This window comes from Actinomadura rugatobispora (assembly GCF_055379765.1).
This window is the reverse complement of sequence record NZ_AP029191.1, coordinates 5,718,479-5,741,612: the sequence shown is the minus strand read 5'-3', so window position 1 is coordinate 5,741,612 and position 23,134 is coordinate 5,718,479. Positions and strand designations below refer to the sequence as shown.

Here is a 23,134-nt window from a genome sequence, read left to right as displayed (position 1 = left end):
CTCATGCCTCCCCGGTTCCGGACGCGGCGCGGTTGAGGTAGCGGACCAGAGCGGCGGGGGTGACCTTGTCGGCGAGCTCCTCGTCGTCGAGGTCCAGGCCGAAGCGCTCGGCCATCCGCGCGGAGGTCTCCAGCAGCGCGATGGAGTCGTAGCCGAGCTCGGTGAAGGTGCGGTCGGCGATGTCGCCGCCCAGGTCGACGTTCTCGTCCTCGCCGGCGCATTGGCGCAGCACGGTCACCAGGTCGGTCAGCGTGATCCGGCCGTCGTCGGTCATCTCGCCTCCTTGGGTCGGTTCCGCGCGATCCGCGGAAGCGTGGAAGGGCGCGGGGTCGTGGAAGGGTGCGGGGCCGTCGCGGCACCCGGGGGCCCGACGGGCCGCGTGGCCGCGTCAGGGCGCGTGACCTCGGCGGGGCGGGCGGTCTCCGCGGAGCGCAGGGCCCGCGCGGGGCGCGGCGCGGGCGAGGGGTGCGCGGCGCCGTGCACGGGGCAGGGCCGGGTGAGCACCAGCGCGCTGTTGAAGCCGCCCTCGCCGCGCGCCAGGATCAGCGCCCGGTCGATCCGGGCCGGCCGGGGCCGCCCGGTGACCAGGTCGATCCGGTACGCGGGGTCGGGCCGCACGCCCGCGGTGGGCGGGACGATCCCGTCCCGCATGGCCAGCAGGCAGGTCGCGACGTCCACCGCCGCGCCGCCCGCCGACAGCCGCCCGGTCATCGCCTTGGGCGCGGTCACCGGCACGCCGCGGTCGCCGAACAACCCGGCGATGGCCTCCGCCTCGACCCGGTCGAGCGCGGGCGTCCCGGCGGCGTCGGCGAACACCACGTCGATGCCGTCCGGTTCGACGCCGGCGTCGGCGAGGGCGAGGGCGGCGGCGGTGCGCAGCGTGGACGGGCGGCCCGAGCCGGGCGGCGGGTCCAGCGTCGCCGCGTACCCGGCGACCCGCCCGTAGCGGCGGCGGGCGCCGCGGGCGCGGGCGCGGTCCTCGCGTTCGAGGACGAGCACGGCGCCGCCCTCGCCGATCACGTACCCGGCGGCGCCGGCGGCGAACGGCAGGTACGCGGTCGCGGGGTCGTCGCCGGTGGACAGGTGGGGCAGGGCCAGCTGCGCGGTGACGCCCCACGAGCACACCGGGGCCTCGAACCCGCCGGTCAGCACGCCGTCGGCGCCGCGCCGCAGCGCGCGGCGGGCCTGCCCGATCGCGTCGAGCCCGCCGGCCTGGCCGCTGACCAGCACGCCGCTGGGGCCGCGCAGCCCGTGCCGGATGGAGATCTGGCCGGTGTTGACCGCGTAGAACCAGGCGAACGACTGGTACGCGCTGACCTTCTCCGGCCCGATCGACCACAGCTTGCGCAGCTCGTTCTCGCCGAACTCGAAACCGCCCGCCGAGTTGGCCGTGATGACGCCGTAGCGCAGCGACTCCTCCGGCGACGGGGACAGCCCGGAGTCCTCCATCGCCCAGTCGGCGGCGGCCAGGGCGAGCCGGGTGAGGTGGTCGGTCTGCGGCAGCAGCCGTCCGGGGAGGTGCTCGCGCGGGTCGAAGCCGGGGACCTCGCCGGCCAGCCGCACCGGGTAGCCGCTCGCGTCGAACCTGGTGATGGGGCCGATCGCGACGTGTCCGGCGAGCGTCCCGGCCCAGTGCCGCCGGGTGCCCAGCCCGCTGGGCGAGGCGATGCCGAGCCCGGTGACGACGGCGTGGTCCTCGCAGGCGCCCGCCACGGGCGCGCGGGCGGTCACGACCGCCACCGCCCGGGGGCGCCGAGCACCATGGCGCTCTGGAAGCCGCCGAAGCCGCTGCCGACGGTGAGGACCGTGTCGACCCGCAGTTCCCGCGCCGTCCCCGGGACGTAGTCCAGGTCGCATTCCGGGTCGCGGTGCCGCAGGTTCGCGGTGGGCGGCACGACGTCGTGCTCGATCGCCAGCGCGCTGGCCGCCACCTCGATCGCGCCGATCGCGCCCAGCGAGTGGCCCACGACCGACTTGATGGAGCTGACCGGGACGCGGCGGGCGTGGTCGCCCAGCGCGCGTTTGAACGCGGCCGTCTCGTGCCGGTCGTTCTGCTTGGTGCCGGAGCCGTGCGCGTTGATGTAGTCGACGCCCTCGACCGGGATCCGCGCCTGGTCCAGCGCCGCCTCGATCGCGACCGCCATCTCCGCGCCGTCCGGCCGCAGCCCGGTCATGTGGTAGGCGTTGCACCGGGACGCGAACCCGCGGATCTCGGCGATGACGCGGGCGCCGCGCGCGAGGGCCGCGCCGGGTTCCTCCAGGACGAACATCGCGGAGCCCTCCCCGAGCACGAACCCCGACCGGGTGGCGTCGAACGGCCGGCAGGCCCGCACCGGGTCGTCGTTGTCGGGCGAGGTCGCCTTGATCGCATCGAAGCAGGCCACCGTGATCGGCGAGATCGGGGCGTCGGTCGCGCCGGCCAGGACGATGTCGGCGGACCCCTCGCGGATCAGCTCCATGCCGTGCGCGACGGCGTCCAGCCCGGAGGTGCAGCCGGTCGAGACCACGCAGACGGGGCCCTCCGCGCCCGCGTCCCAGGCGACCTCGCGGGCCAGCGACGCCGGGACGAAGTAGTCGGGCAGGTGCCGCGAGGCGTAGCCGGGGTCCACGACCGGGAGCCGGCCGCCGTCGCTGACGATGCTGTACTCGCGGTCGAGCGACACCGTGCAGCCGACGGCGCTGCCGACCGAGACGCCGGTGCGGGCGGGGTCGAGGTCGCCGGGCGCCAGCCCGCTCGCGGCCAGCGCCTCCCGCGCGGTGACGATGGCGAACTGGGCGGCCCGGTCCATCCGGCGGCGCTGCCGGAGCGTCAGCCCGTGGTCGCCGGGGTCGAAGTCGATCTCCGCCGCCACCCGGGACCGGAACCGCGCCGGGTCGAAGGCCGTGATCGTGCGGAACGTGGGCCTGCCGCCGGTGACGGTCTCCCAGAAGCCGCGGGCGCCGGGCGCGCCAGGGGTCAGCACCCCGATTCCCGTGATCGCCACGCCGCGGCCCGTGCCGCGGCCCGTGCCGCGACCCGTGCCCCGGGTCATGGCAGGTCCCCGACGCGCGGCGGGACCGAGCCCGGGGACTGCGGCTCCTCGGTCTCCACGTGCCCGAGGTCGGGCCGGGGCGCCGTCGGCCCGAGGAACAGCACGGCGGTCACGGAAGTGCCGCCGCGGTTCTCGTACCGGTGCCGGGCGCCCCGGCGGATCAGGACGGCCTCCCGCTCCCCCACGGCCAGCTCGGCACCGTTGACGATCACGACCAGGTCGCCGCCGGCGACGTAGACGTGCTCGTCGGTGTACGGGTGGTAGTGCTCGCTGACATGCTCACCGGGCTCGAGGTCGAGCAGCGCGAGGAAGCCCGCCGTCGACAGCGCCGAGCCCGGGGACAGGAGCACCCGGGTGGCGCCTCCCAGCCGGCGGTTCGGCTCCACCTCGCGGGCGGTCACCCTGGTGGCTTCGAGATGGGTCTGTGGACGCTTCACTTCGTCGTCTCCCCATGCTGTTTTCCCTGGTCGGACGGTGTGCCGCCCACCTGGAACGACGCTAGGCAGGGCCGCCGACGGACCGCCGACGCGTCACCGACCGTCCACCGACACGCGGCGAGACAAACCGCAGGTCAGCGCGTTGCGGAGGGGGATGCGGGGGTGCGCGGGCAGCACGGAACGAGGTGGAACGAGGCGGAACGGGGCGGAACGGGGCGCGGCCGGTCAGCCCTCGCGGCCGCGGTACTGGGAGGCGTGGATGCCGACCAGGCCGGACACCCGGTAGCGGGACTCGCCGCCGCCGGAGTCGACCGGCTCGACGAGGTTGGCCTCGACCAGCCGGTCGAGCGCCTGGACGCCGTCGCCGCCGGCCAGCGCCAGCGCGGTGGCCTCGACGAACTCGCCGCCGCGCAGCGCGCCCAGGCGGCGCAGCAGCGCCCGCGCCCGGGGGTCCAGGGCGGCGTAGCTGGCGTCCAGGACGGTGCGCATCTGCAGGTCCTGGGTGGCGAGCTCGTCCAGCCGCCGGGTCTCGTCGCGCAGCGACCCGGCGAGCCGGGCCAGCGACTGGGACGGCCGCAGCGCCAGCCGCGCGCCCACGATCCGCAGCGCGATCGGGAGATGCCCGCACAGCGCGGCGATCTCCTCGGCGACGGCGCGCTCCCGGTCGATCCGCCCGGCGCCGATGAGCCGTTCCAGGAAGGCGAGGGCCTCGTCGGGGGCGAGCGGGCCCGGCCTGACCCGTTGGACGCCGGGCAGGTCGACCAGCCGGTGCCGGCTCGTCAGCAGGACGCCGCAGCCGCGCGTCCCCGGCAGTACGGCCGTGGCCTGGGCGGCGTCGGCGACGTCGTCGACGACGAGCAGGATCCTGCGGTCGGCCAGGCGCTCGCGCAGCAGGGCGGCGCGGCCGTCCAGGTCGCCGTGCCGGGCGGCGGACTCGCCCAGGCCGTCGAGCAGCTCGCCGAGGGCGTCCCACGGGTCGCGGGGGCGGCCGGTCGCGCCGCCGAGCCGCACGTACAGCTGGCCGCCGGGGAACCGCTCGCGCAGCGCGTGCGCGGCCTTCACCGCGAGCACGGTCTTGCCGACGCCGGGGCTGCCCACCACGGCCACGATTGGAACGGTCCCAGCACGACTGCGATCAGCGAAGTGGGCCGCGATCGCACGCAGCTCCGCGGCGCGTCCCACGAAGTCGCCGATCTCGGGCGGCAGCTGGCACGGCGCGCCCGGCCGGATCTCCCAGCGGGCGGCGGGCACGCGCACCTCGCGGTGCGGCTGCGGGCCGGGCAGCTCCACCGCGCGCCGCAGGATCGCCTGGTGGAGGTCGTGCAGCTCCTGCCCCGGGTCGAGGCCGATCTCCTCGCGCAGGACGGCGGCGCACGCGTGGTAGCACTCCAGCGCCTCCCGCTGCCGCCCCTGCCGGTAGAGGGCCTTCATCAGCAGCGCCCACAGCCGCTCCCGGAACGGTTCGGCGGTGGCCAGCTCCCGCAACTCGCCGATCACGTCGCCGCCGCCGTCGAGCTCCAGTTCCAGCTCGTAGCGGCGCTCGGCGGTGCGCAGCCGCTGCTCGACCAGCCGGGGCACGTCGCTGCGCTGCACGTGGTCGGACGGGACGTTGCTGAGCGGGCGGCCGCGCCACAGCGCCAGCGCCTCCCGTAGCAGCACGACCTCGCGCCGGGGGTCCTCCTCGCGCCGGGCCCGCTCGACCAGCGCCACGAACCGGGCGAGGTCGAGGTCGTCGTCGGCCACCTCGATGACGTAGCCGTTGGTGTCGGTGCGGATCATCCGTCCCACGGCGCCGCCGGACGCGCCGAGCGTGCGGCGCAGCCGCCCCAGGTGCACCTGGGCGGTGCCGCGCGCGTCGCTCGGCGGGTGCGCCCAGAGCCGGTCGATCAGCTCGTCGACGGTCACCAGGCCGTTGGCGTTCAGCAGCAGCGACGCGAGCAGGATGCGCTGCTTGGTCGAGCGGATGGGCAGGCGCCGGTCGCCCACGGTCACTTCGAGTGGGCCCAGCGCGCGGAAGAGCTGTTGGGGGTTCCGGTCCATCCCTTCGGGGATTTCTCTCGAGGGCGGATGTCCTTCTGGATATGCCCCACGGAGCGCAATCGGAGAGTCACCGAGGGTAGATCATTGGAAGATCTGACCAGGTGGACGACGGGGCGTCAGCGCTCCGCCGAGGCGTCCGCGACCAGCTGGGGCAGGACCCGCTCGATCAGGTTGAGCAGCACCTCCTGGAGCAGGAAGTGCACCTGGGCCCGGGTCAGCGCCTCCCGATTGAGCCACTCGCGGGTGGTGGTCACGGCCATGGCCGAATAGGCGCGGAACGCCGACCGGATCTCGGGGTGGACGCGCGACAGCGGGGTCAGGCCGACGACCTCCGTCATGTGGTCGACGGCGCGGTCGCGGGCCTCCTCCAGGATGTGCTCCAGATCGGCGTCACCGCCGGAGGAGGTCATGTCGAGCGCGGTGACCCACGTCCCGCGGTTGCGCTCCAGCAATTCCAGCCAGGCGTCGATGCTCTGCGCCACGCGCTCGCGGACGCCCGCGCCCTCCACGAACGCCGGGATCGGGATGGGCGGGACGCTCATCATCTCGCTCACGGCGGCCAGGTACAGGTCGCGCTTGGTGCCGAAGTAGTGGTTCAGCAGCCCGCGGCTCACCCCGGCGGCGGCGGCGATCTCGGTGTTGGAGACCGTCCCGTACGGGCGGCGGCTGAACAGGTCGCGGGCGCAGGCCAGGATCTGGTCACGCCGCTCGTCGGGCTCCTTGCGGACGCGGCGCGGCGCGGCGCCGCCCGGCGTGCGCTCGCTCATCGTGTCCTCACCGCCCTCCCCGCCTCGACGATACAGGCGCGCCCGGCGCCGGCCGGGCCAGCGATGTTAGCAGAGTGCCAGTAATCACTGGCACTAAGACAAGCGCACCCGATGACCGCCGCGGGCACGCGAGGACCGACGTGCCGCGTCCACAACGGCATCGCCCGCGTAGCCGCAGGACCGGCACCGGAACTAGGAGCGGATGCGGGCGACCTCGTAGAGCGCGATGCCGGCGGCGACGCCCGCGTTGAGCGACTCGGCCCGCCCCGGCATCGGGATCGTCACCAGCATGTCGCAGGTCTCGGCGACCAGCCGGCCCAGGCCCTTGCCCTCCGACCCCACCACCAGCACGAACGGCCCGGTGGCCAGCTCCAGATCGGCGACCGCGACACCGCCGCCCGCGTCCAGCCCGGCGACGAAGCAGCCCGCCTTCTGGTACGCCTTGAGCTGCCGCGACAGGTTCGTCACCTGCGCGACCGGCACCGACGCGAGCGTCCCGGCGGACGCCTTCCAGGCGCCCGCGTTCACCCCGGCGGCGCGCCGCTCGGGCACCACCACGCCCTTCGCGCCGAACGCCGCCGCCGACCGCACGATCGCGCCGAGGTTGCGCGGGTCGGTGATGCCGTCCACCGCGACGATCAGCGGCGCCGACCCCTTGAGCAGGTCGTCGGCGTGGGCGTAGCGGTACGGCCGGACCTGCAGCGCGACGCCCTGGTGGACGGCGCCGTCGGTGAGCCGGTCGAGCTCGTTCTTGCCGGTCTCCAGCAGCGGGATGCCGCGGTCGGCGGCGATCTGGATCGACTCGCGGATCCGCTCGTCGCCGCCGGACATCACATACAGCGCGGTGCCCGGCACCCCGGCGCGCAGCGCCTCGACCACCGGATTGCGGCCGGTGACCAGCTCGGGCGCCTCACCGCTGGCGCGGCGCGCGCCCGCCGGACGGCCCTGCCGCGCGGGCTCGGCGGGCTTGCCGCGTCCGACCGGCCCCACGGTCGGGGTGCCGGTCCGCTTGGCGGACTTGACCGCACGGGCCCGCTGCCGCTTGGCATGCCAGTGCCGGTCCTCCGCCTTCGGAGTGGGACCCTTGCCCTTGCCCTTGGCCATTTCTCGGTACGCCCCTCGCGCTTGCGTCTCGGCTCAGGGCGGCGCATCGGCGGACGCCCCCAGAACACTCGATTCTAGGCGCCGCGGCCACCTGGAACGTTCAGCCCCGCTTCAGCTCCCACCGGGGACCGTTCGGGGTGTCCTCGACCAGGATCCCGGCCGCCGACAGCCCGTCGCGGATGGCGTCGGCCGCGGCGTAGTCCTTGCGGGCACGGGCCGCCTGCCGCTGCTCCAGCGCCACCGCGACCAGCGCGTCCACCACCGAGCGCAGGTCGCCCTCGCCGGCGTGCGACCACTGCTCCGACAGCGGGTCCAGACCCAGCGCGCCCGTCATCGCGCGCACCACGGCCAGCTGCCGCCGCACCGCCTCCTCGTCGCCGGACGCCAGCGCGTTGTTGCCCTCGCGCACCGCCTCGTGCACGACCGCCAGCGCCTGCGGGACGCCCAGGTCGTCGTCCAGCGCCGAGACGAACGCCTCCGGCAGCTTCTCCGCCTCGGCGCCCGCGCCCACCACCTCGGCCGCGCGCGTCACGAACCCCTCGATCCGCTGGTACGCCGACACCGCCTCGGCCAGGGCCGCGTCCGTGTAGTCCATCAGCGACCGGTAGTGCGCGGAGGCCAGGTAGTAGCGGACCTCGGCGGGACGGGCCTTGCCGAGCAGGTCGGGCAGCAGCACCACGTTGCCGACCGACTTGCTCATCTTCTCGCCGTCCACCGTCAGCAGCCCGTTGTGCAGCCAGTAGCGGGCGAACCCGTCACCGGCCGCGCGGGACTGCGCGATCTCGTTCTCGTGGTGCGGGAAGATCAGGTCGACGCCGCCGCCGTGGATGTCGAACGCCGGCCCCAGGTACTTGGTCGCCATCGCCGAGCACTCCAGGTGCCAGCCGGGACGCCCCTCGCCCCACGGCGTCTCCCAGGACGGCTCGCCCGGCTTGGCCCCCTTCCACAACGCGAAGTCGAGCGGGTCGCGCTTGAGGTCCTCGTTGGGCGTGTCACCGGCCGAGCGCATGTTCTCCAGCCGCTGGTTCGACAGCGACCCGTACTGCTCCGCCCAGGACCGCACGTCGAAGTACACGTCCCCGCCGGACGCGTAGGCGTGCCCCCGCTCCACCAGCCGCCGCATCAGCACGATCATCTCCGGCACGTGGCCGGTGGCGCGCGGCTCGATCGTCGGCGGCAGGCAGCCGAGCAGGTCGTACCCCTGGGAGAAGACCCGCTGGTTGCCCTCGGCCACCGCGAACCACGGCACGCGTTCCTCCGCCGCCACCGCGATGATCTTGTCGTCGATGTCGGTGACGTTGCGGGCGAAGGTCACCTCGTACCCGGACCGGCGCAGCCAGCGCAGCAGCACGTCGTAGATGACGCCCGAGCGGAGATGGCCGATGTGCGGCGCGGCCTGCGGCGTCGCACCACAGACGTACATCCCCACGCGGCCCTCTTCCAGGGGCTCGAACGCGCGGACGGTACGGGTGCTGGTGTCGTAAAGGCGCAGGCTCACACGACCAGGTTATGGGATGGCCCGCGCACGCGCCGGGACTAGCGCGTGTAGAGGCGTTCCGCCGTCACCCGCACGATCACCCGCTCCGCCGGGCCGTGCTCCTGCCACGGGTTCCCGGTGTACGCGCGCGACAGCTCGTCGATCAGCGCGCCGTCCGCGTCGTCGGTGATCGTGGCGGTGCCGCGCACCTCGGCGTAGACGTAGGGGTCGGCGATGTCGAACACCGTCAGGTTGATCCGCGGGTCGCGCAGCAGGTTGGCGTGCTTGCGGCGGCCCTTCACGGTCGAGAACAGGATCGCGTCGCCGTCCGTCCTCGCCCACACGACGCTGGCCTGCGGCGCCCCGTCCGGGTCGACGGTCGCGACCGTCACGAAGTTCGGCGGGCTGAACAGCGTGCGGGCCTTGTCGTCCAGGGGGCGCGGCATGGTTCTCTCCTTCGTCGCTCTCGCCGATCTTGACACAGGGAATGCTACGGACGCGGGACCGCGTCCTCGTCCTCGCCGTCTCCGACGCCCGCGCCGACCTCTTCACCGGCGGCCAGAGCACGGCACAGCTCGACGAACGCGACCGTGTTGGGCACCTGCGCCGCGATCGCCGTCAGCGAGCAGACATCGTCGCGCGTGCGGACGTACACCACCCCGTTGTCGACGCCCGCCTCCCCCAACGCCGGCCACGCGAGCCGCTCGCCCTCCTTCTCGACGGCCTCCGCGCAGACCTCGAACGGCCCCATCCGCACGGTCTCACCGCCCCGCACCCGCTCCAGCAGCCTCGGCAGCGCCCGCCCGGCCACCTCCATCAGCACGGTCTCACCGAGGTCGCGCACGTCGGGAAGCCCCCGGTCCAGCACGATCTCGCTCCCGTCGGCCGCGACCACCAGGAACCGGTACCTGGTGCGCCCCTGCGTGGCGTGCCGCACCCCGGAGACGCCGACCGACACCAGGTCGTCCCACCCGTACGCGCCGCCCGGCTCCACCACGAACCCGCCGCCGAACAGGTACACGACCCGGTTCCTGGAGCGCAGCTCCGCCGGCACCCGGACGGGCTCGATCCCCCGCGACCGCGCGAAGGAGACCACCGCGCCCGCGGCTCCGACGGCGAGGACGGCCGACGCCGTCCCCAGCGCCGAGTGCCCGGCGGCCAGCAGCACCACCGCGGCCAGGACCAGCACCGGTCCGGCCAATACGGCGGGCCCCGCCCACACCAGCGCGCGCCTGAGGCCGACACGCCCGTCAAAAGCCCGTACGGGCTCCCCGAGCTTGCGATCGGCCGCCCGTTCCAGGACCGAAGGGGGAAAGGACATGGAAGTGCGACTACCCGACTCTCTACAGTTAACGGGGAAATTCGTACGACGCTAGCGCGTTATCCGGCCGCACGCGCCCACGTCCAGGCGTATTCGGGGTCCTCGCAGCGCCGCGCCGCCGGTCCGAGGCGCAATGGCCGGAATGTGTCGATCATGACGGCCGTCTCCGTCGTCCGGTCGTGGCCCTGCCTCACCGCCTCCACCACGGCCTCCACCGCACCCGGCTGCGGCCCGTGCGTGAACCCCGACGGATGCAGCGAGACCGACCCGATCCCGATCCCCGAGCCGCGCCGGGCCGAGTAGTCGCCGCCGACGTAGAACATCATCTCGTCGCTGTCCACGTTGTGATGGTTGTACGGGATCGGCACGGCCTCGTCGTGGAAGTCCAGCGGCCGCGGGCAGAACGAGCAGATCACGAAGTTCGGGCCCTCGAACGTCTGGTGCACCGGCGGCGGCGCGTGCGTCCGCTTCACGATCGGCTCGAAGTCGCCGATGTTGAACGCGTAGGGGTACAGGTAGCCGTCCCACCCCACCACGTCGAACGGATGGTGCCGGTACGTCAGCCGCGACAGCCCGCCCCGGTTCCGCACCAGCACCGGCACGTGGTCGCCCTCCACCAGCAGCGGCTCGCCCGGCCCCCGCAGATCCCGCTCGCTGTAGGGCGCGTGCTCCAGGAACTGCCCGTACTGCGACAGGTACCGCCTGGGCGGCCGGATGTGCCCCCGCCCCTCGATCACCAGAGCCCGCACCGGCCCCCGCGGCACCCACCGGTGCACGGTCCCCGTGGGCACGACCACATAGTCGCCGCTCCCGACCTCCAGCACCCCGAACGCGGACTCGAACCGCGCCGCCCCCTCCTGGACGTACACGACCTCGGCGCCCGTCGAGTTGCGGTACAGGTCGCCGACCCCGTCCCCCGCCACGAACGACAGCCGCACGTCCTCGTTCCCGAACAGCACCTGCCTGCCCCGCACCAGATCACCGCCCGCGGGCAGGTCCTGCGTCCGGTAGGCGCGCGGCTGCAGCGGATGGTTGGGCACCAGATCCGACCCGTCCGGCGCCTCCTCCACGCCCTCGCTCTTCACGATCGCCGTGGGCGCGTACCGGTGATAGAGCAGGCTCGAATCGGACGAGAACCCCTCCTCGCCCATCAGCTCCTCCGCGTACAACCCCCCGTCGGGGCGGCGGAACTGCACGTGGCGCTTCCGCGGAACCTCTCCCACGACCCTGTAGTACGGCATCGCTGCCTCCCCACGGGAACCGAACCCTCTCCCATAACGGTACGACCCGCCTCGTACCCGATACAGCGCGAGAAGATCACTCCGAAGTTAGGAGTATGCGTCCCCGAGGCTGGCTAATCTCGCCAGGGAGATCACGTGCCACGCCCCCGGAGACGAACCCGCATGGACCACCGCCCCCGCCCCCTCCTCACTGCGGCCGCCGGCCTCGTCGTGGCCGTCCTGCTCGGCGGCGCGTTCGCGCTGACCTACGACCTGCTGCGGGAGTTCGCCCTGGCGGGCCGCGCGAGCCGCCGCTGGGCCCCGGTCTACCCGGTCATGGCCGACGCGCTGGTCGTGATGACCATCCTGTCGCTGATCGTGGCCCGCAACGCCCCCTGGTGGTCCCGCTGGCTGCGCGGCGCCCTCCTCCTGCTCCTGGTCTCCGGCACCGCCGCGATCGCCGTCCAGCACGCCCTGTGGGGCTTCACGTCCCTCCCCGCCGACCCGGTACGCGCCGGCGTCGCGGTGGCCCCCCACATCATGCTGATCATCGCCGTCTGGCTGTGGTTCCGCATGATCAAACACCTCCGCCCCACCCGGAGCACCCCGGCTCCCCAGGAACCGGCCCCCAAACCGACGCCCCCGCCCCTGGCCCTGGACCCCACCGACGCCGCACCCGAGCCCAACACCACCCAACCCGACATGATCATGCCGGTCACCCTGGACAAGCACACCCCGAAGGCCGACGAACAAGACGAAGACGAAGAAGACGAGCCCGACCCCACCGAGACCACGGGAATCGACACCTCGGCCGACCTCCCGATCTGGGACTGGGACCCCCCATCAGGCTCCGTCAGAAGCTCCCCCACCCCACCCACCGACTAGCCGACGGTCATCGCACGGCGTTGATGCCGCCCTCCGCCAACGCCCCGCGACGACCGCGACGGCGACCGCGAAAACTGCCCGGCCCGGGGCGGAGGGACGGGACAGGCGCAACGATCCCGCAGCGAGCCCCCAGGCGAGCGAAGAAGCGCCCCGCGCCGTCCCATGGCTTGTGGAGGTCTCCCCCACAATGACAAGCCCCGCAACGACCGCAACGGCGACCGCCGAAAACTGTCCGGCCCGGAGCGGAGCGCTAGCGGAGTGTAGGGACGGGCAGGCGGCGGGGAGCGGGTCCGCAGCGAGCCCCCAGGCGAGCGGAGGAGGCGTTCACCGCCGTATCGGGGGGTGTGGGGGGTCGTCCCCCCACAATGACAAGACGAGAGCCACGGCCGTCGCGGCCAGGCCTTCGCCTCGGCCGGTCAGGCCCAGGCCGTCGGTGGTGGTGGCCGAGACGCTGACGGAGGCGCCGCCGAGGGCTTCGCTCAGGGTCTTCTCGGCTTCGGCGCGGCGTTTGCCGATCTTGGGGCGGTTGCCGATGACCTGGATGGAGACGTTGCCGATGGTGTGGCCGGAGGCGGTGACCAGGCGGGCGACCTCGGCGAGGAGGTCGGGGCCCGAGGCGCCGGACCAGCGGGGGTCGGCGGTGCCGAAGACGGCGCCGAGGTCGCCCAGGCCGCAGGCGGAGAGCAGGGCGTCGCAGGCCGCGTGGGCGGCGACGTCCCCGTCGGAGTGGCCGGACAGCCCTGGGCCTTCGCCGGGCCATTCGAGGCCGGCGACCCACAGCGGGCGGTCCGCGTCATGCGCGAACGGGTGGACGTCCGTTCCGACGCCCACCCGTGGCAGCCCGATGTTCAACTCAGCTGGTGAGGATCTCGTCGAGCAGTGCCTCGGCCTTGTCCTCGTTGGTCTTCTCGGCCAGCGCGAGCTCGCTGACCAGGATCTGGCGAGCCTTGGCCAGCATCCGCTTCTCGCCCGCGGACAGGCCACGCTCCTTGTCGCGCCGCCACAGGTCACGGACGACCTCGGCGACCTTGTTCACATCTCCGGAGGCGAGCTTCTCAAGATTCGCCTTGTAGCGCCGCGACCAGTTGGTCGGCTCCTCGGTGTAGGGTGCGCGCAGCACCTCGAACACCTTCTCCAAGCCTTCCTGGCCGACGACGTCCCGAACGCCCACGTCCTCGACGTTCTCCACTGGAACCTGCACTGTCAGGTCGCCCTTGTCGACCTTCAAGACCAGGTAGGTCTTTTCCTCACCCTTGATGGTGCGAGTCTCGATGGCCTCGATCCGAGCAGCCCCATGGTGGGGGTAGACGACGGTGTCGCCGACCTGGAAAGTCATGTGACAAGTACCCCTTCCGCTACTACCAGGGTAGCACGGGCCCGGCGGTGACCGCACCGACCTTATCGACATATCCGCAGGTCAACCCACATATTGGGGTCTTGACAAAGGGTATGGAGGGTGCATTCGGGCCTTGTTCGACGGCGAAATGGCAACGGAAACACCCCCGTCACGCACCGCTTCCGGGGTCCGCGCGGGGCGTGCGGAACTCGTGCCGGTTCCCCCCTGCCGCTGCGGCGGATGCGGCTCATACTGGAAGGTGAACATGGCGGGTCGCGCGGGTACGAAGCGCCCGTAAGGGCCAGAAGGGGTATTGACGCGCGGGCGGCCCGAGGATAGTGAGGTGCGGCGTGAGGCCAGACGGCGACCCCGATCCCGACGACTACGGGCTCCCCCGGGTCGACGTCGTGGTGCCGGACGACGCCCGCGAGCTCGACCGCGACGTGGTCGCCTACCACCGCGAGGAGCGCCGCCGCAGGCGCCGCGCCCGCAACCGCCGGCTGCTGCGGCCGGTCAGCCGGTACGGGGTGGCCGTCCCGATCATCGCGGGCGCGCTGCTGGTCGCGCTGATCAGCGGGGCGCTGATGACGGTGTTCGGGCCGCGCCCCGCGCCGCGTCCCACCACCGGCCTGCTGGCACCGCACCCCTCCGCGCCGCCGGGACGGGTCAACGGCATCCTGCCCGCCGGCAACGTCGCCGAGGTCGGCGGGGAGCGCCGCACGGTCGCGCTGCGCGAGCTGCGCCCCGGCGTGATCGGGATCGTGCCCCCGTCGTGCGGATGCGAGCGGATCGTGGCCGAGCTGGCCGCGCGCACCCGCGAGTACGAGCTCAACTTCTGGATGGCCGCCGACCGCCGCAAGGACCCCGCGCCCGCCGCCGAGACGCTCAAGGACCTCCAGGCGCTGGCCGGCAGCGCGCACGGCGGCACGCCCAGGGTCGTCGACGACGGCCAGGGAATCCTCGCGGGCACCTATGGCAGACCACCCGGCTCCCCGGGTCTCACGGCGGTCCTCGTCCAGCCGGACGGGGTGGTGACGCACGTGATCCACTCGCCCCAGCCGGGCGCCGATCTGAACGAGAAGATCAAGTCGCTGAGCTAGCGTCCCGTACCGCGCGGAACCGGAAAGTACCCCCCGAACCGGATCACACGCCTGACCTCGCTAGGCTTCCCCTGGCGTATCTCGCCAACCTGACAGCCTTCCAACGCCCCCTCGCGAGGAGATCGACGCCCGTGATCCGAAACAGCCGTCGAGTGGTCGCACTCGCCATCGCGGGTGCCGTCGCCATCGCACCGGTGATCTCCGGCTGCGGCGCCGGCAGCGAACCCCAGAGCGCCGCACCCACCCGCCTGACCGAGGGGGTGAACGCCTCGGTGCCCGAGAACGCCGCCCCCGCCCAGGTCGACATCCGCAACATGTTCCTGCTCGGCCCCAAGCCCGACCAGATGTTCAACGCGGGCGCCTCGGTGCCCCTGTACGGCACGATCATCAACCAGGTCAAGGGGCGCCAGGACCGGCTGGTCGGCGTGAGCTCGCCCGACTTCGCCCAGGTGCGGATCACCGGTGACGCCGTCACGCTGCCGCCCGCGCGGCCGTCCGGCGAGGGCGTGCCGGTGGCGCTGACCGGGCAGGCCCCGGCGGGCCAGCCGACCGGGCAGCCCACCGGGACGCGCTCGCCGCGGCCGGAGGGCTCGCCCTCCGCCCAGCCCACCGGCGGGACGACCGCGCAGCCGACCGCCCAGCCGAGCGGCGGCGCGACCGCGCGGCCCACCGGCGAGGCCACGGGCCAGCCGACCGGGCGGCCCGAGGCCGGCGCGACGACGTCCCCGTCGCCGGGCGGTTCGCCCGCGGCGACCGGCGGGACGGCGACGGCGCAGCCGGGTGCCAAGGCGCCGCTGATCGTGCTGTCGGGCCTGAAGGAGCGGCTGCTCGGCGGCGAGCACATCCGCGTGCAGCTGCGGTTCGAGCAGGCCGGCGGGATCGAGCTGATGGTGCCGGTGGTGCCGCAGCAGTTCGAGTACGCGGGCCTCACCGCGGTCTCCGAGGGCGTCCCGGCGCCCGGCGCGTCCCAGGGCCACGGCACCCCGGCCCCCGAGGGCCCGGGCGGGCACGGCACCGCTCCCGGCGGCCACGGCGCGAGCCCCTCGCCCGGCGCCTCGACCGCGCCGGCCTCCCCCGCCCCCGAGGGCACCGGCGGCGCGACCCCGGCCGGCGGCGGCTCGGAGAGCCCGGCCGCGGGCGGCCACTGACCTGCACCCGGCACGGCCCGGACGACGACGCGGCCCGGACGGCGGAATCGCCGTCCGGGCCGCGTCGTTTCGCCGTGCCCCTTAGGGCTCGAACTTGTAGCCGAGCCCGCGGACGGTGACGATGTACCGCGGCGTGGACGGCGTCTCCTCGATCTTGGCGCGGAGCCGCTTGATGTGGACGTCCAGCGTCTTGGTGTCGCCCACGTAGTCGGCGCCCCACACCCGGTCGATGAGCTGCATGCGGGTCAGCACGCGGCCGGCGTTGCGCAGCAGCACCTCCAGCAGCTCGAACTCCTTCAGCGGGAGCTGCACGCCGTCGCCGCCGACGCTCACCACGTGCCGCTCGACGTCCATGCGGACCGGGCCGGCCTCCAGGATGGCGGGGGCCAGCTCCTCGACCTCGCCCTGGCGGCGCAGCACGGCGCGCATCCGGGCGATCAGCTCGCGGGTGGAGAACGGCTTGGTGACGTAGTCGTCGGCGCCCAGTTCCAGGCCCACCACCTTGTCGACCTCGCTGTCCTTGGCGGTCAGCATGATGACCGGCACGTTCGAGCGCGCGCGCAGCTCGCGGCACACCTCGGTGCCGGGCAGGCCGGGCAGCATGAGGTCCAGGAGCACGAGGTCGGCACCGTTGCGCTCGAAGATGTCCAGCGCGTCGGGGCCGGTGGCCGCCACGGCGACCTCGAAGCCCTCCTTGCGCAGGTTGTACGAAAGTGCGTCGCTGAACGACTCCTCGTCTTCGACGACGAGCACACGGGTCACGGTGTTGCCTCCCGGGCGGTCTCGCTCACGGCTCCCCCTCGGGGCCGGTCGCTCTCGTTGATCGCGAACTCGGTGAACGCGAACGCGGCGTCCATGACTGCGGTGGCCGCGTTCGCCGCGGTCACGGTCGGAGTGTTCATGAGTGCCTGGTCATCGCGCCGGTCCTTCAGGGTCTCAGGGGAATCGGGGTTCGGGGTCGGGACGTTCAGGGGGCGGGCGGGGTGCGGGACGCGGCCGGGGCGGCGCCGCCCGGATGCCGGGACGGCGGGGCCTGCGGCGGCCCGTCGCCGTCCGCCGGGCCCGCGGAGGGCGGCTCCCCGTCGAACGGGTCCGGCGCGGGCCGGTCGTCCGGTTCGGGCTCCGTCGCGCGGGCCGCGCCGGGCGGACGGGCCGGCTGGAGCAGCGGCAGCCGGATCGTGAACGTGGACCCCGACCCCTCCTTGCTCCAGACGGTCACCTCGCCGTGGTGCTTGGTGGTGACGTGCTTGACGATGGCCAGGCCGAGGCCGGTGCCGCCGGTCTGGCGGGAGCGGGCCGGGTCGACCCGGTAGAAGCGCTCGAAGATCCGTTCCAGGTCGCCCTCGGGGATGCCGATGCCCTGGTCGGTCACGTTGATCTCGACGTGCAGGTCGTCGCAGCGCCGGGTGGACACCACCACCCGGGTGTTCTCGGGGCTGTAGGCGACGGCGTTGTCGATCAGGTTGCGCAGCGCGGTGACGAGCAGCTCCTCGTCGCCGCGGACCTTCTGCCCCTCCTTGCCGCCGCCGGTCACCTCGATGTTCTTGGACGCGGCCTTGATCTGGCTGCGGTCGATCGCCTCCACGATGATCTCGTCGAGGGAGACCGGGTGCAGCTCGGACAGCGGCTCGTCGCCCTGGATCCACGACAGCGTCATCAGGTCCTGGACGAGGTTGGTCAGCCGCACCGACTCGTGCTGCATGCGGCCGGCGAACCGGCGCACCGCCTCGGGGTCGTCGGCGGCGCTCTCCACGGTCTCGGCCAGCAGCGACAGCGCGCCGACCGGGGTCTTGAGCTCGTGGCTGACGTTGGCCACGAAGTCCCGCCGGATCGCCTCGACCCGGCGCATCTCGGTGAGGTCCTCGGCCAGCACCAGCACCAGCCCGTGCGAGCCGAGCGGCGCGACGCGCACCGCGAACCACCGCCCGTCGGCTCGGTGCCGGCCGCGGGACCTGCCTACCTGTATCTCGGTCTCCCGGATCTCGCCGTCGCGCCGCACCAGCCGGGCCATGGCCAGCAGCTCGTCCACCACCAGCCGGTCACCGCTGACGATGCCGAACGCGCGCGCGGCGGAACTCGCCCGCAGCACCATGTCCTCGGCGTCCACGACGACGGCGGAGGAGCGGAGCACGCTCAGCACCGAGGCCACGCCCGGCGGCAGCCCGCCCTGGGGCGTCGCCGGGACCGCCACACGCTGGGCTCGCTCGCTCACGCGCACCGCCAATCCAGTCGCGAGCCCGATCGCGAGCCCGGCAAGCCCGGCCAGGCCTGCGACAATCTCGACCTCCACATCCTGGATCGTAAGTGCCCGACGGTCCGTTCCTGCACTATGGGGCCTGGTAACGCGGGCGCGTTCGCCCAAAGTTCACCTCTTTATTCGGGTTGGTTCATGCAGGTGGGGCAAGGTGTGCGCTGGGCGAGTCCGCCCGGCGGCCGGACGAGCGCACCACCCTCGTCCCACCCGTACCGCCCGGTTCCGCCCTTGTCTGGGAGAATCTCGGAACCCTCGAGAATCTCGTCGGAATCGTCCGAATCGCCCGAACGCCCTCCTAGCCCTCCAACGCCCTCGATCTCACCCCTGGGGACACGAATTGCGCGACGCCTACCACGAGGAGCTCGACTCCCTCGCCGACAAGCTGGTGGAGATGACCCGGCTGGTCCGCTCCGCGATGGCCCGCGCGGTGACCGCGCTGCTGGACGCCGATCTGCGGCTGTCGGAAGAGGTCATCAGCGGCGACGAGAACGTCAACAAGATCGACGCGGAGATCGAGGAGACCGTTTTCGACCTGATGGCGCGGCAGCAGCCGGTGGCCGGCGACCTGCGCACGCTCATCACCACCCTGCGGATGAGCGGTGACCTGGAGCGGATGGGCGACCTGGCGGTGCACATCGCCAAGACCGCCCGGCGCCGGCACCCCGAGTCCGCGGTGCCGCCGGTGCTGCAGGCCACGGTGCTGGAGATGGGCCAGATCGCGGAACGCATGATCGCCAAGGCGGGCAGCGTGATCGCCTCGAAGGACGTCGAGATGGGCCTGGAGCTCGACGCCGACGACGACGCGATGGACAAGCTGCACCGCCGGCTGTTCGACATCCTGCTGTCGCCCAAGTGGAAGCACGGGGTGGAGCCGGCGGTCGACATCACCCTGGCCGGACGGTACTTCGAGCGCTTCGCCGACCACGCCGTGCACGTGGCCGAGAACGTCGTCTACCTGGTGACGGGGCAGCGTCCGGCGGAGATCGTCGACCTGCCCTGAGGCCGCCCTGCGGGTGCCCCTCGTCCACGCCCGAACCTGGCACGGTCCTGGCACGGTCCCGAGCAAGCGGGACCCCGGCCTGGTTTGCGCGGCGGTACGCGGGTACGCTCAGGCACCGCATGCACCTGCAGGCGCAGGGCGGTCTTTCGCAGGAGCCGCCCTGCGCCTCCAGGCAGGTATTCGTCGTAGGGCCTCCGAGGCTGTTCAGAGCCTCCGGGGCCTTACTTCTTCTTGCGGCCCCGGCCGGCCCTGCCCTTGGCGGGCTCCTTGCCCGGCGCCGGGGCGGACGCGGCGGGCGCCGCGGCCGCGCCGGAGGCCCCCTGGTTCTTGACGGCCTCGATGGCGGCCTTGGCGGCGGCCGGGTCGAGGTACTCGCCGCCGCGCTTGAGCGGGGCGAAGTCGTCGTCCAGCTCGTACACCAGCGGGATGCCGGTGGGGATGTTGAGGCCGACGATGTCGTCGTCGGAGACGTCGTCCAGGTGCTTGACCAGGGCGCGCAGCGAGTTGCCGTGCGCGGCGACCAGCACGGTGCGGCCGGCGGCCAGGTCGGGCACGATCGAGTCGTACCAGTACGGCAGCAGCCGGTCGACCACGTCGGCCAGGCACTCGGTGCGCGGGATCAGCTCGGACGGCAGCCCCGCGTAGCGCAGGTCGTTGACCTGCGACAGCGGGTCGTCGTCCTTGATCGGCGGCGGCGGGGTGTCGTAGGAGCGGCGCCAGGTCATGAACTGCTGCTCGCCGTACTCCTCGCGCGTCTGCGCCTTGTTCTTGCCCTGGAGCGCGCCGTAGTGGCGCTCGTTGAGCCGCCAGGAGCGGCGCACCGGGATCCACAGCAGGTCCGCCACGTCCAGCGCGATGTTGGCGGTGCGGATGGCCCGCTTCAGCAGCGAGGTGTGCACCACGTCGGGCGTGATGTCGGCGTCGAGCAGCAGGTCGCCGCCCTTGGTCGCCTCGCCCTCGCCCTTCGTGGAAAGGTCGACGTCCACCCACCCGGTGAACAGCCCTTCGGCGTTCCACACGCTTTCGCCATGCCGGAGCAATACCAAGGTCGCCATGACACCGAAGCTTATAGGCGGCGACCCGGGAGTCAGCCGTCGGTGCGGTTGGCCGGGTCGGCGAACGAGGCGAACGCCTGGAGGTTGGCCAGGCTCTCCCCGCGCTTGACCCGCCAGTCCCACTCGCGCTGGATGGAGGACTTGAAGCCGCGTTCGAGGGCCTTGTCGAAGTTCTCGTCGGAGTAGGTCAGCACGCAGCCCAGCAGCCGGTCGATCTCGTCGGGGCTGATGGAGGCCAGCGGCACCCGGCCGACCAGGTAGACGTCGCCGACCTCGTCGAGGGCGAAGCCGACCCCGTACATGCGGCCGTTGCGCTCCAGCAGGAACCGGTAGAACTCGGCGTGGTTCTCGTCGGGACGGCGGCAGAAGAACGCCTCGACGTGCAGGCTGTGGTCGCCGATGATCAGCCACGTCATGGTGGCGAGCTTGCGCTGCCCGGGGAGCTTGACGAAGAACGCCCCGGGCCGGGGGGTGTCGTACTCCAGCTCCGACGCCCGCAGCGTCTCCTCGATCACGGCCCCGTGATCCTGGCCGACGTCGCTTCGCTCCGTCATGCTGTCCTCCTTGTTGGGGGACGCCCCCCCCACACCCCCCGGCAAAACCGACAGCATGCCCTCGCTTCGCTCCGTCATGCTGTCCTCCTTGTTGGGGGACGACCCCCCACACCCCCCGGCAAAACCGACAGCATGCCCTCGCTTCGCTCCGTCATGCTGTCACCTCCGCGGGAAGGGTGGCCCTGTCGAGATGGGACAAGGCACCGGTATACACCTCCAGGAGGCGGTCCACGGTGGCGTCCCAGCCGAAGTTTCGGGCGTGTCGGACGGCGTGGCGGGCGAGCCGGGCGCGGCGTGCGGGCTCGGCGTGCAGGCGGCTCAGGACGGCGGCGTAGCCGGCCGGGTCGTGGCCGCGCACCAGGATCCCGGACTCGCCGTCCCGGACGGCGGTGCGCAGCCCGCCGACGGCGGACGCGACGACCGGGGTGCCGCACGCCTGGGACTCGACCGCCACCAGCCCGAACGACTCGCTGTGGGACGGGACGACGGTCACGTCGGCGGCCCGGTACCAGTCGGCGAGCTCCCCCTGCGGCGCGGGCGGCTCGAACCGCACGACGTCGGTGATCCCCAGCTCGGCGGCCAGCGACTGGAGCCCCTCGGGACGGCAGCGGGCGCTCCCGCTGGGGCCGCCGACCACGGCCACGACGAGCCGTTCGCGCAGGGCGGGGTCGTCGGCGAGCATCCGGGCGGCGGCGCGCAGCAGCACGTCGGGGGCCTTCAGCGGCTGGATCCGGCCGACGAACAGCAGGACGTAGGCGTCGGGGCGCAGGCCGAGGCGGTGCCGGGCGGTGCCGGTGCCGCCGGCGAGCCGTTCCGACCCGTGGGAGAGCAGGGCCGACTCGGGCTGGAAGAGGGAGAGGTCGACGCCGGGGCTGACGGTGGCGACGCGGGCGGGGTCGGCGCCGTAGAGGTCGATGAGCTCGCGCGCCTCCTCGGCGGTGTTGGCGACGAGCTGGTCGGAGGCGGTGACGGCCTCCTCCTCGCCGGTCACCCGCTCGTCCGGCTCGGGGGTGTCGCCGTCGGCCAGGGCGAGGTTCTTGACCTTGGCCATGGTGTGCATGGAGTGCACGAGCGGCACGCCCCAGCGCCGCTTGGCGGCCTGCCCGGCCTGCGCCGACAGCCAGTAGTGGGTGTGGACGAGGTCGTAGTGGCCGGGGTCGTAGGACGCCTCGGCGCGCAGCACGCCCGAGGTGAACCCGCACATGTGGCGGGGCAGCGCCGTCTTCTCCAGCTCCTCGAACGGGCCGGAGACGACGTTGCGCACCAGGACGCCGGGGGCGAGTTCGGTGACGGGCGGGAGGGCCCGCGAGGTGGCGCGGGTGAAGATGTCCACCTCGATGCCTCGTGCCGCCAGCCGCCTGGCCACTTCCACGATGTAGACGTTCATGCCGCCCGCGTCGCCGGTGCCCGGCTGATCGAGCGGCGATGTGTGAACGCTGACCGTCGCGACCCGGTTGATACGACGCGGCACCCGACACCACCTCCAGTGTTGCAACCTACCGATCGGGGTCGGTGTTCCCCCGATATGGGGCTCCTTTACCTTTCAATGGCCGTTCAGGGTGATTGTCCCGGTCAGCCGGTCGGTATCCGCGGGCGCCCCGGGGGTTCGTCCGCCCGCCGGGGCCTGGGAGGCTTGGACGCATGCGTAAGACGGCGGTGGTGACGGGTGCGAGCAGCGGCATCGGGGCGGCGACGGCCAGGCGGCTGGCCGCCGAGGGCTTCAACGTCGTCCTGGCCGCCCGGCGGCGGGAGCGGCTGGACGCCCTGGCCGAGGAGATCTCCGGGAGCGTGCCGGGCGCGGGCCGGATCGCGGCGGCCACCCTCGACGTGACCGACCAGGCGTCGGTGGACGCGCTGGCGGCGGCGGTCGCCGACTGCCACGTGCTGGTCAACAACGCCGGCGGCGCGCTGGGCCTGGACCCGGTGGCCGAGGCCGACCCGGCGGACTGGCAGGCGATGTACGACAGCAACGTGCTGGGGCTGCTGCGGATCACCAAGGCGCTGCTGCCCGGGCTGATCGCGAGCGGCGCCGGGCACGTCGTCAACATCACCTCCCTGGCGGCGCACCAGCCGTACGAGGGCGGTGCCGGGTACAACGCGGCCAAGCACGCGGCCTACGCGGTGAACGAGGTCATGCGGCTGGAGCTGGTGGCCGAGCCGGTGCGGATCACCGAGATCGCGCCGGGGCTGGTGAAGACCGAGGAGTTCTCGCTGGTGCGCTTCCGCGGGGACGAGGAGAAGGCCGCCAAGCCGTACCAGGGCGTGCCCGAGCCGCTGGTGGCCGACGACGTCGCCGACTGCGTGGCGTGGGCGGTGACCCGGCCGCCGCACGTCAACATCGACCGGATCGACGTGCAGCCGCGCGTCCAGGCCACCGCGCAGAAGGTGCACCGCACCGGCTGAG

General features: G+C 73.2%; 24 protein-coding genes. 5 read left to right on the top strand and 19 right to left on the bottom strand.

Going from position 1 to position 23,134, the window contains the following annotated elements; all coding sequences use genetic code 11:
* Position 1 precedes the first annotated feature (1 nt).
* From ACZ466_RS25670 to ACZ466_RS25620, 11 genes are all read right to left on the bottom strand, one after another.
* Positions 2-274, bottom strand: a complete 273-nt coding sequence (locus ACZ466_RS25670; protein ID WP_378288221.1) for an acyl carrier protein — start codon at positions 272-274, stop codon at positions 2-4.
* A complete protein-coding gene (locus tag ACZ466_RS25665; protein WP_378288220.1) occupies positions 271-1,731 on the bottom strand; it encodes a ketosynthase chain-length factor in 1,461 nt (486 codons plus the stop codon). Before ACZ466_RS25665 ends, ACZ466_RS25670 begins: the two co-directional genes overlap by 4 nt.
* Positions 1,728-3,032: a beta-ketoacyl-[acyl-carrier-protein] synthase family protein gene (locus ACZ466_RS25660; RefSeq protein WP_378288219.1), complete on the bottom strand. Its 1,305-nt coding sequence runs from the start codon at positions 3,030-3,032 to the stop codon at positions 1,728-1,730. The genes ACZ466_RS25665 and ACZ466_RS25660 overlap by 4 nt, the downstream gene beginning before the upstream one ends.
* Complete coding sequence (locus ACZ466_RS25655) at positions 3,029-3,469, bottom strand: cupin domain-containing protein (RefSeq protein WP_378288218.1); 441 nt, start codon at positions 3,467-3,469, stop codon at positions 3,029-3,031. Before ACZ466_RS25655 ends, ACZ466_RS25660 begins: the two co-directional genes overlap by 4 nt.
* Before the next feature lie 225 nt (positions 3,470-3,694).
* Positions 3,695-5,509 carry an AfsR/SARP family transcriptional regulator gene (locus tag ACZ466_RS25650; RefSeq protein WP_378288217.1) on the bottom strand — a complete coding sequence of 605 codons (1,815 nt, stop codon included), beginning with the start codon at positions 5,507-5,509 and terminating at the stop codon, positions 3,695-3,697.
* A gap of 116 nt (positions 5,510-5,625) precedes the next feature.
* Entirely contained in the window at positions 5,626-6,276 is a 651-nt protein-coding gene (locus ACZ466_RS25645) for a TetR/AcrR family transcriptional regulator (protein WP_378288216.1), read from the bottom strand.
* 192 nt (positions 6,277-6,468) lie between these two features.
* Positions 6,469-7,380, bottom strand: a complete 912-nt coding sequence (gene rlmB, locus ACZ466_RS25640) for a 23S rRNA (guanosine(2251)-2'-O)-methyltransferase RlmB (protein ID WP_378288215.1) — start codon at positions 7,378-7,380, stop codon at positions 6,469-6,471.
* 100 nt (positions 7,381-7,480) lie between these two features.
* Complete coding sequence (gene cysS, locus ACZ466_RS25635; RefSeq protein WP_378288214.1) at positions 7,481-8,878, bottom strand: cysteine--tRNA ligase; 1,398 nt, start codon at positions 8,876-8,878, stop codon at positions 7,481-7,483.
* 38 nt (positions 8,879-8,916) lie between these two features.
* Positions 8,917-9,303 carry a PPOX class F420-dependent oxidoreductase gene (locus ACZ466_RS25630; protein ID WP_378288213.1) on the bottom strand — a complete coding sequence of 129 codons (387 nt, stop codon included), beginning with the start codon at positions 9,301-9,303 and terminating at the stop codon, positions 8,917-8,919.
* 44 nt (positions 9,304-9,347) lie between these two features.
* Positions 9,348-10,178 carry a DUF6585 family protein gene (locus tag ACZ466_RS25625; RefSeq protein WP_378288212.1) on the bottom strand — a complete coding sequence of 277 codons (831 nt, stop codon included), beginning with the start codon at positions 10,176-10,178 and terminating at the stop codon, positions 9,348-9,350.
* 59 nt (positions 10,179-10,237) lie between these two features.
* Positions 10,238-11,485, bottom strand: coding sequence for a homogentisate 1,2-dioxygenase (locus ACZ466_RS25620; RefSeq protein ID WP_378288254.1), 1,248 nt, complete (start codon positions 11,483-11,485; stop codon positions 10,238-10,240).
* 96 nt (positions 11,486-11,581) lie between these two features.
* Between ACZ466_RS25620 and ACZ466_RS25615 the strand changes: the two genes are divergently transcribed.
* On the top strand, positions 11,582-12,283 hold the full coding sequence (locus ACZ466_RS25615; protein WP_378288211.1) for a DUF2637 domain-containing protein: 702 nt from the start codon (positions 11,582-11,584) through the stop codon (positions 12,281-12,283).
* A 324-nt stretch (positions 12,284-12,607) separates the two neighbouring features.
* On the opposite strand, the gene ispF is transcribed toward ACZ466_RS25615, so the two are convergent.
* Both ispF and ACZ466_RS25605 read right to left on the bottom strand, forming a co-directional pair.
* Positions 12,608-13,114 carry a 2-C-methyl-D-erythritol 2,4-cyclodiphosphate synthase gene (ispF, locus tag ACZ466_RS25610; RefSeq protein ID WP_378288210.1) on the bottom strand — a complete coding sequence of 169 codons (507 nt, stop codon included), beginning with the start codon at positions 13,112-13,114 and terminating at the stop codon, positions 12,608-12,610.
* A gap of 22 nt (positions 13,115-13,136) precedes the next feature.
* Positions 13,137-13,619: a CarD family transcriptional regulator gene (locus tag ACZ466_RS25605; RefSeq protein WP_285701713.1), complete on the bottom strand. Its 483-nt coding sequence runs from the start codon at positions 13,617-13,619 to the stop codon at positions 13,137-13,139.
* A 350-nt stretch (positions 13,620-13,969) separates the two neighbouring features.
* Between ACZ466_RS25605 and ACZ466_RS25600 the strand changes: the two genes are divergently transcribed.
* Together ACZ466_RS25600 and ACZ466_RS25595 are read left to right on the top strand one after the other, a co-directional pair.
* A complete protein-coding gene (locus ACZ466_RS25600; protein WP_378288209.1) occupies positions 13,970-14,719 on the top strand; it encodes a hypothetical protein in 750 nt (249 codons plus the stop codon).
* Positions 14,720-14,850: 131 nt separating this feature from the next.
* Positions 14,851-15,867: a hypothetical protein gene (locus tag ACZ466_RS25595; RefSeq protein WP_464043963.1), complete on the top strand. Its 1,017-nt coding sequence runs from the start codon at positions 14,851-14,853 to the stop codon at positions 15,865-15,867.
* Between the two features lie 81 nt (positions 15,868-15,948).
* On the opposite strand, the gene ACZ466_RS25590 is transcribed toward ACZ466_RS25595, so the two are convergent.
* The 3 genes from ACZ466_RS25590 to ACZ466_RS25580 form a co-directional block, all read right to left on the bottom strand.
* Positions 15,949-16,620, bottom strand: a complete 672-nt coding sequence (locus ACZ466_RS25590; RefSeq protein WP_464044026.1) for a winged helix-turn-helix domain-containing protein — start codon at positions 16,618-16,620, stop codon at positions 15,949-15,951.
* Positions 16,621-16,625: 5 nt separating this feature from the next.
* Positions 16,626-16,769: a hypothetical protein gene (locus tag ACZ466_RS25585; RefSeq protein WP_464043962.1), complete on the bottom strand. Its 144-nt coding sequence runs from the start codon at positions 16,767-16,769 to the stop codon at positions 16,626-16,628.
* Positions 16,770-16,834: 65 nt separating this feature from the next.
* A complete protein-coding gene (locus tag ACZ466_RS25580) occupies positions 16,835-18,157 on the bottom strand; it encodes a sensor histidine kinase (protein ID WP_464043961.1) in 1,323 nt (440 codons plus the stop codon).
* A 301-nt stretch (positions 18,158-18,458) separates the two neighbouring features.
* On the opposite strand from ACZ466_RS25580, the gene phoU reads away from it, so the two are divergent.
* A complete protein-coding gene (gene phoU, locus ACZ466_RS25575) occupies positions 18,459-19,121 on the top strand; it encodes a phosphate signaling complex protein PhoU (RefSeq protein WP_378281502.1) in 663 nt (220 codons plus the stop codon).
* 221 nt (positions 19,122-19,342) lie between these two features.
* Here phoU and ACZ466_RS25570 read toward each other — a convergent pair whose 3' ends face one another.
* From ACZ466_RS25570 to mshA, 3 genes are all read right to left on the bottom strand, one after another.
* Positions 19,343-20,176: a phosphoglyceromutase gene (locus tag ACZ466_RS25570; RefSeq protein ID WP_378281503.1), complete on the bottom strand. Its 834-nt coding sequence runs from the start codon at positions 20,174-20,176 to the stop codon at positions 19,343-19,345.
* 32 nt (positions 20,177-20,208) lie between these two features.
* Positions 20,209-20,730, bottom strand: coding sequence for a type III secretion system chaperone family protein (locus ACZ466_RS25565; RefSeq protein ID WP_378281504.1), 522 nt, complete (start codon positions 20,728-20,730; stop codon positions 20,209-20,211).
* Between the two features lie 151 nt (positions 20,731-20,881).
* Complete coding sequence (mshA, locus tag ACZ466_RS25560) at positions 20,882-22,201, bottom strand: D-inositol-3-phosphate glycosyltransferase (protein WP_378281505.1); 1,320 nt, start codon at positions 22,199-22,201, stop codon at positions 20,882-20,884.
* A gap of 170 nt (positions 22,202-22,371) precedes the next feature.
* Here mshA and ACZ466_RS25555 point away from each other — a divergent pair, with 170 nt between their 5' ends.
* A complete protein-coding gene (locus ACZ466_RS25555) occupies positions 22,372-23,133 on the top strand; it encodes an SDR family NAD(P)-dependent oxidoreductase (RefSeq protein ID WP_378281506.1) in 762 nt (253 codons plus the stop codon).
* Position 23,134 lies beyond the last annotated feature (1 nt).

Coding starts and splice junctions, on each gene's coding strand:
- ACZ466_RS25585 (WP_464043962.1), bottom strand. CDS start 16,769: ATGAACACTCCGACCGTGACCGCGGCGAACGCGGCCACCGCAGTCATG.
- ACZ466_RS25555 (WP_378281506.1), top strand. CDS start 22,372: ATGCGTAAGACGGCGGTGGTGACGGGTGCGAGCAGCGGCATCGGGGCG.
- ACZ466_RS25570 (WP_378281503.1), bottom strand. CDS start 20,176: ATGGCGACCTTGGTATTGCTCCGGCATGGCGAAAGCGTGTGGAACGCC.
- ACZ466_RS25605 (WP_285701713.1), bottom strand. CDS start 13,619: ATGACTTTCCAGGTCGGCGACACCGTCGTCTACCCCCACCATGGGGCT.
- ACZ466_RS25645 (WP_378288216.1), bottom strand. CDS start 6,276: ATGAGCGAGCGCACGCCGGGCGGCGCCGCGCCGCGCCGCGTCCGCAAG.
- ACZ466_RS25565 (WP_378281504.1), bottom strand. CDS start 20,730: ATGACGGAGCGAAGCGACGTCGGCCAGGATCACGGGGCCGTGATCGAG.
- rlmB (WP_378288215.1), bottom strand. CDS start 7,380: ATGGCCAAGGGCAAGGGCAAGGGTCCCACTCCGAAGGCGGAGGACCGG.
- ACZ466_RS25630 (WP_378288213.1), bottom strand. CDS start 9,303: ATGCCGCGCCCCCTGGACGACAAGGCCCGCACGCTGTTCAGCCCGCCG.
- ACZ466_RS25615 (WP_378288211.1), top strand. CDS start 11,582: ATGGACCACCGCCCCCGCCCCCTCCTCACTGCGGCCGCCGGCCTCGTC.
- ACZ466_RS25650 (WP_378288217.1), bottom strand. CDS start 5,509: ATGGACCGGAACCCCCAACAGCTCTTCCGCGCGCTGGGCCCACTCGAA.
- ACZ466_RS25670 (WP_378288221.1), bottom strand. CDS start 274: ATGACCGACGACGGCCGGATCACGCTGACCGACCTGGTGACCGTGCTG.
- ACZ466_RS25625 (WP_378288212.1), bottom strand. CDS start 10,178: ATGTCCTTTCCCCCTTCGGTCCTGGAACGGGCGGCCGATCGCAAGCTC.
- ACZ466_RS25660 (WP_378288219.1), bottom strand. CDS start 3,032: ATGACCCGGGGCACGGGTCGCGGCACGGGCCGCGGCACGGGCCGCGGC.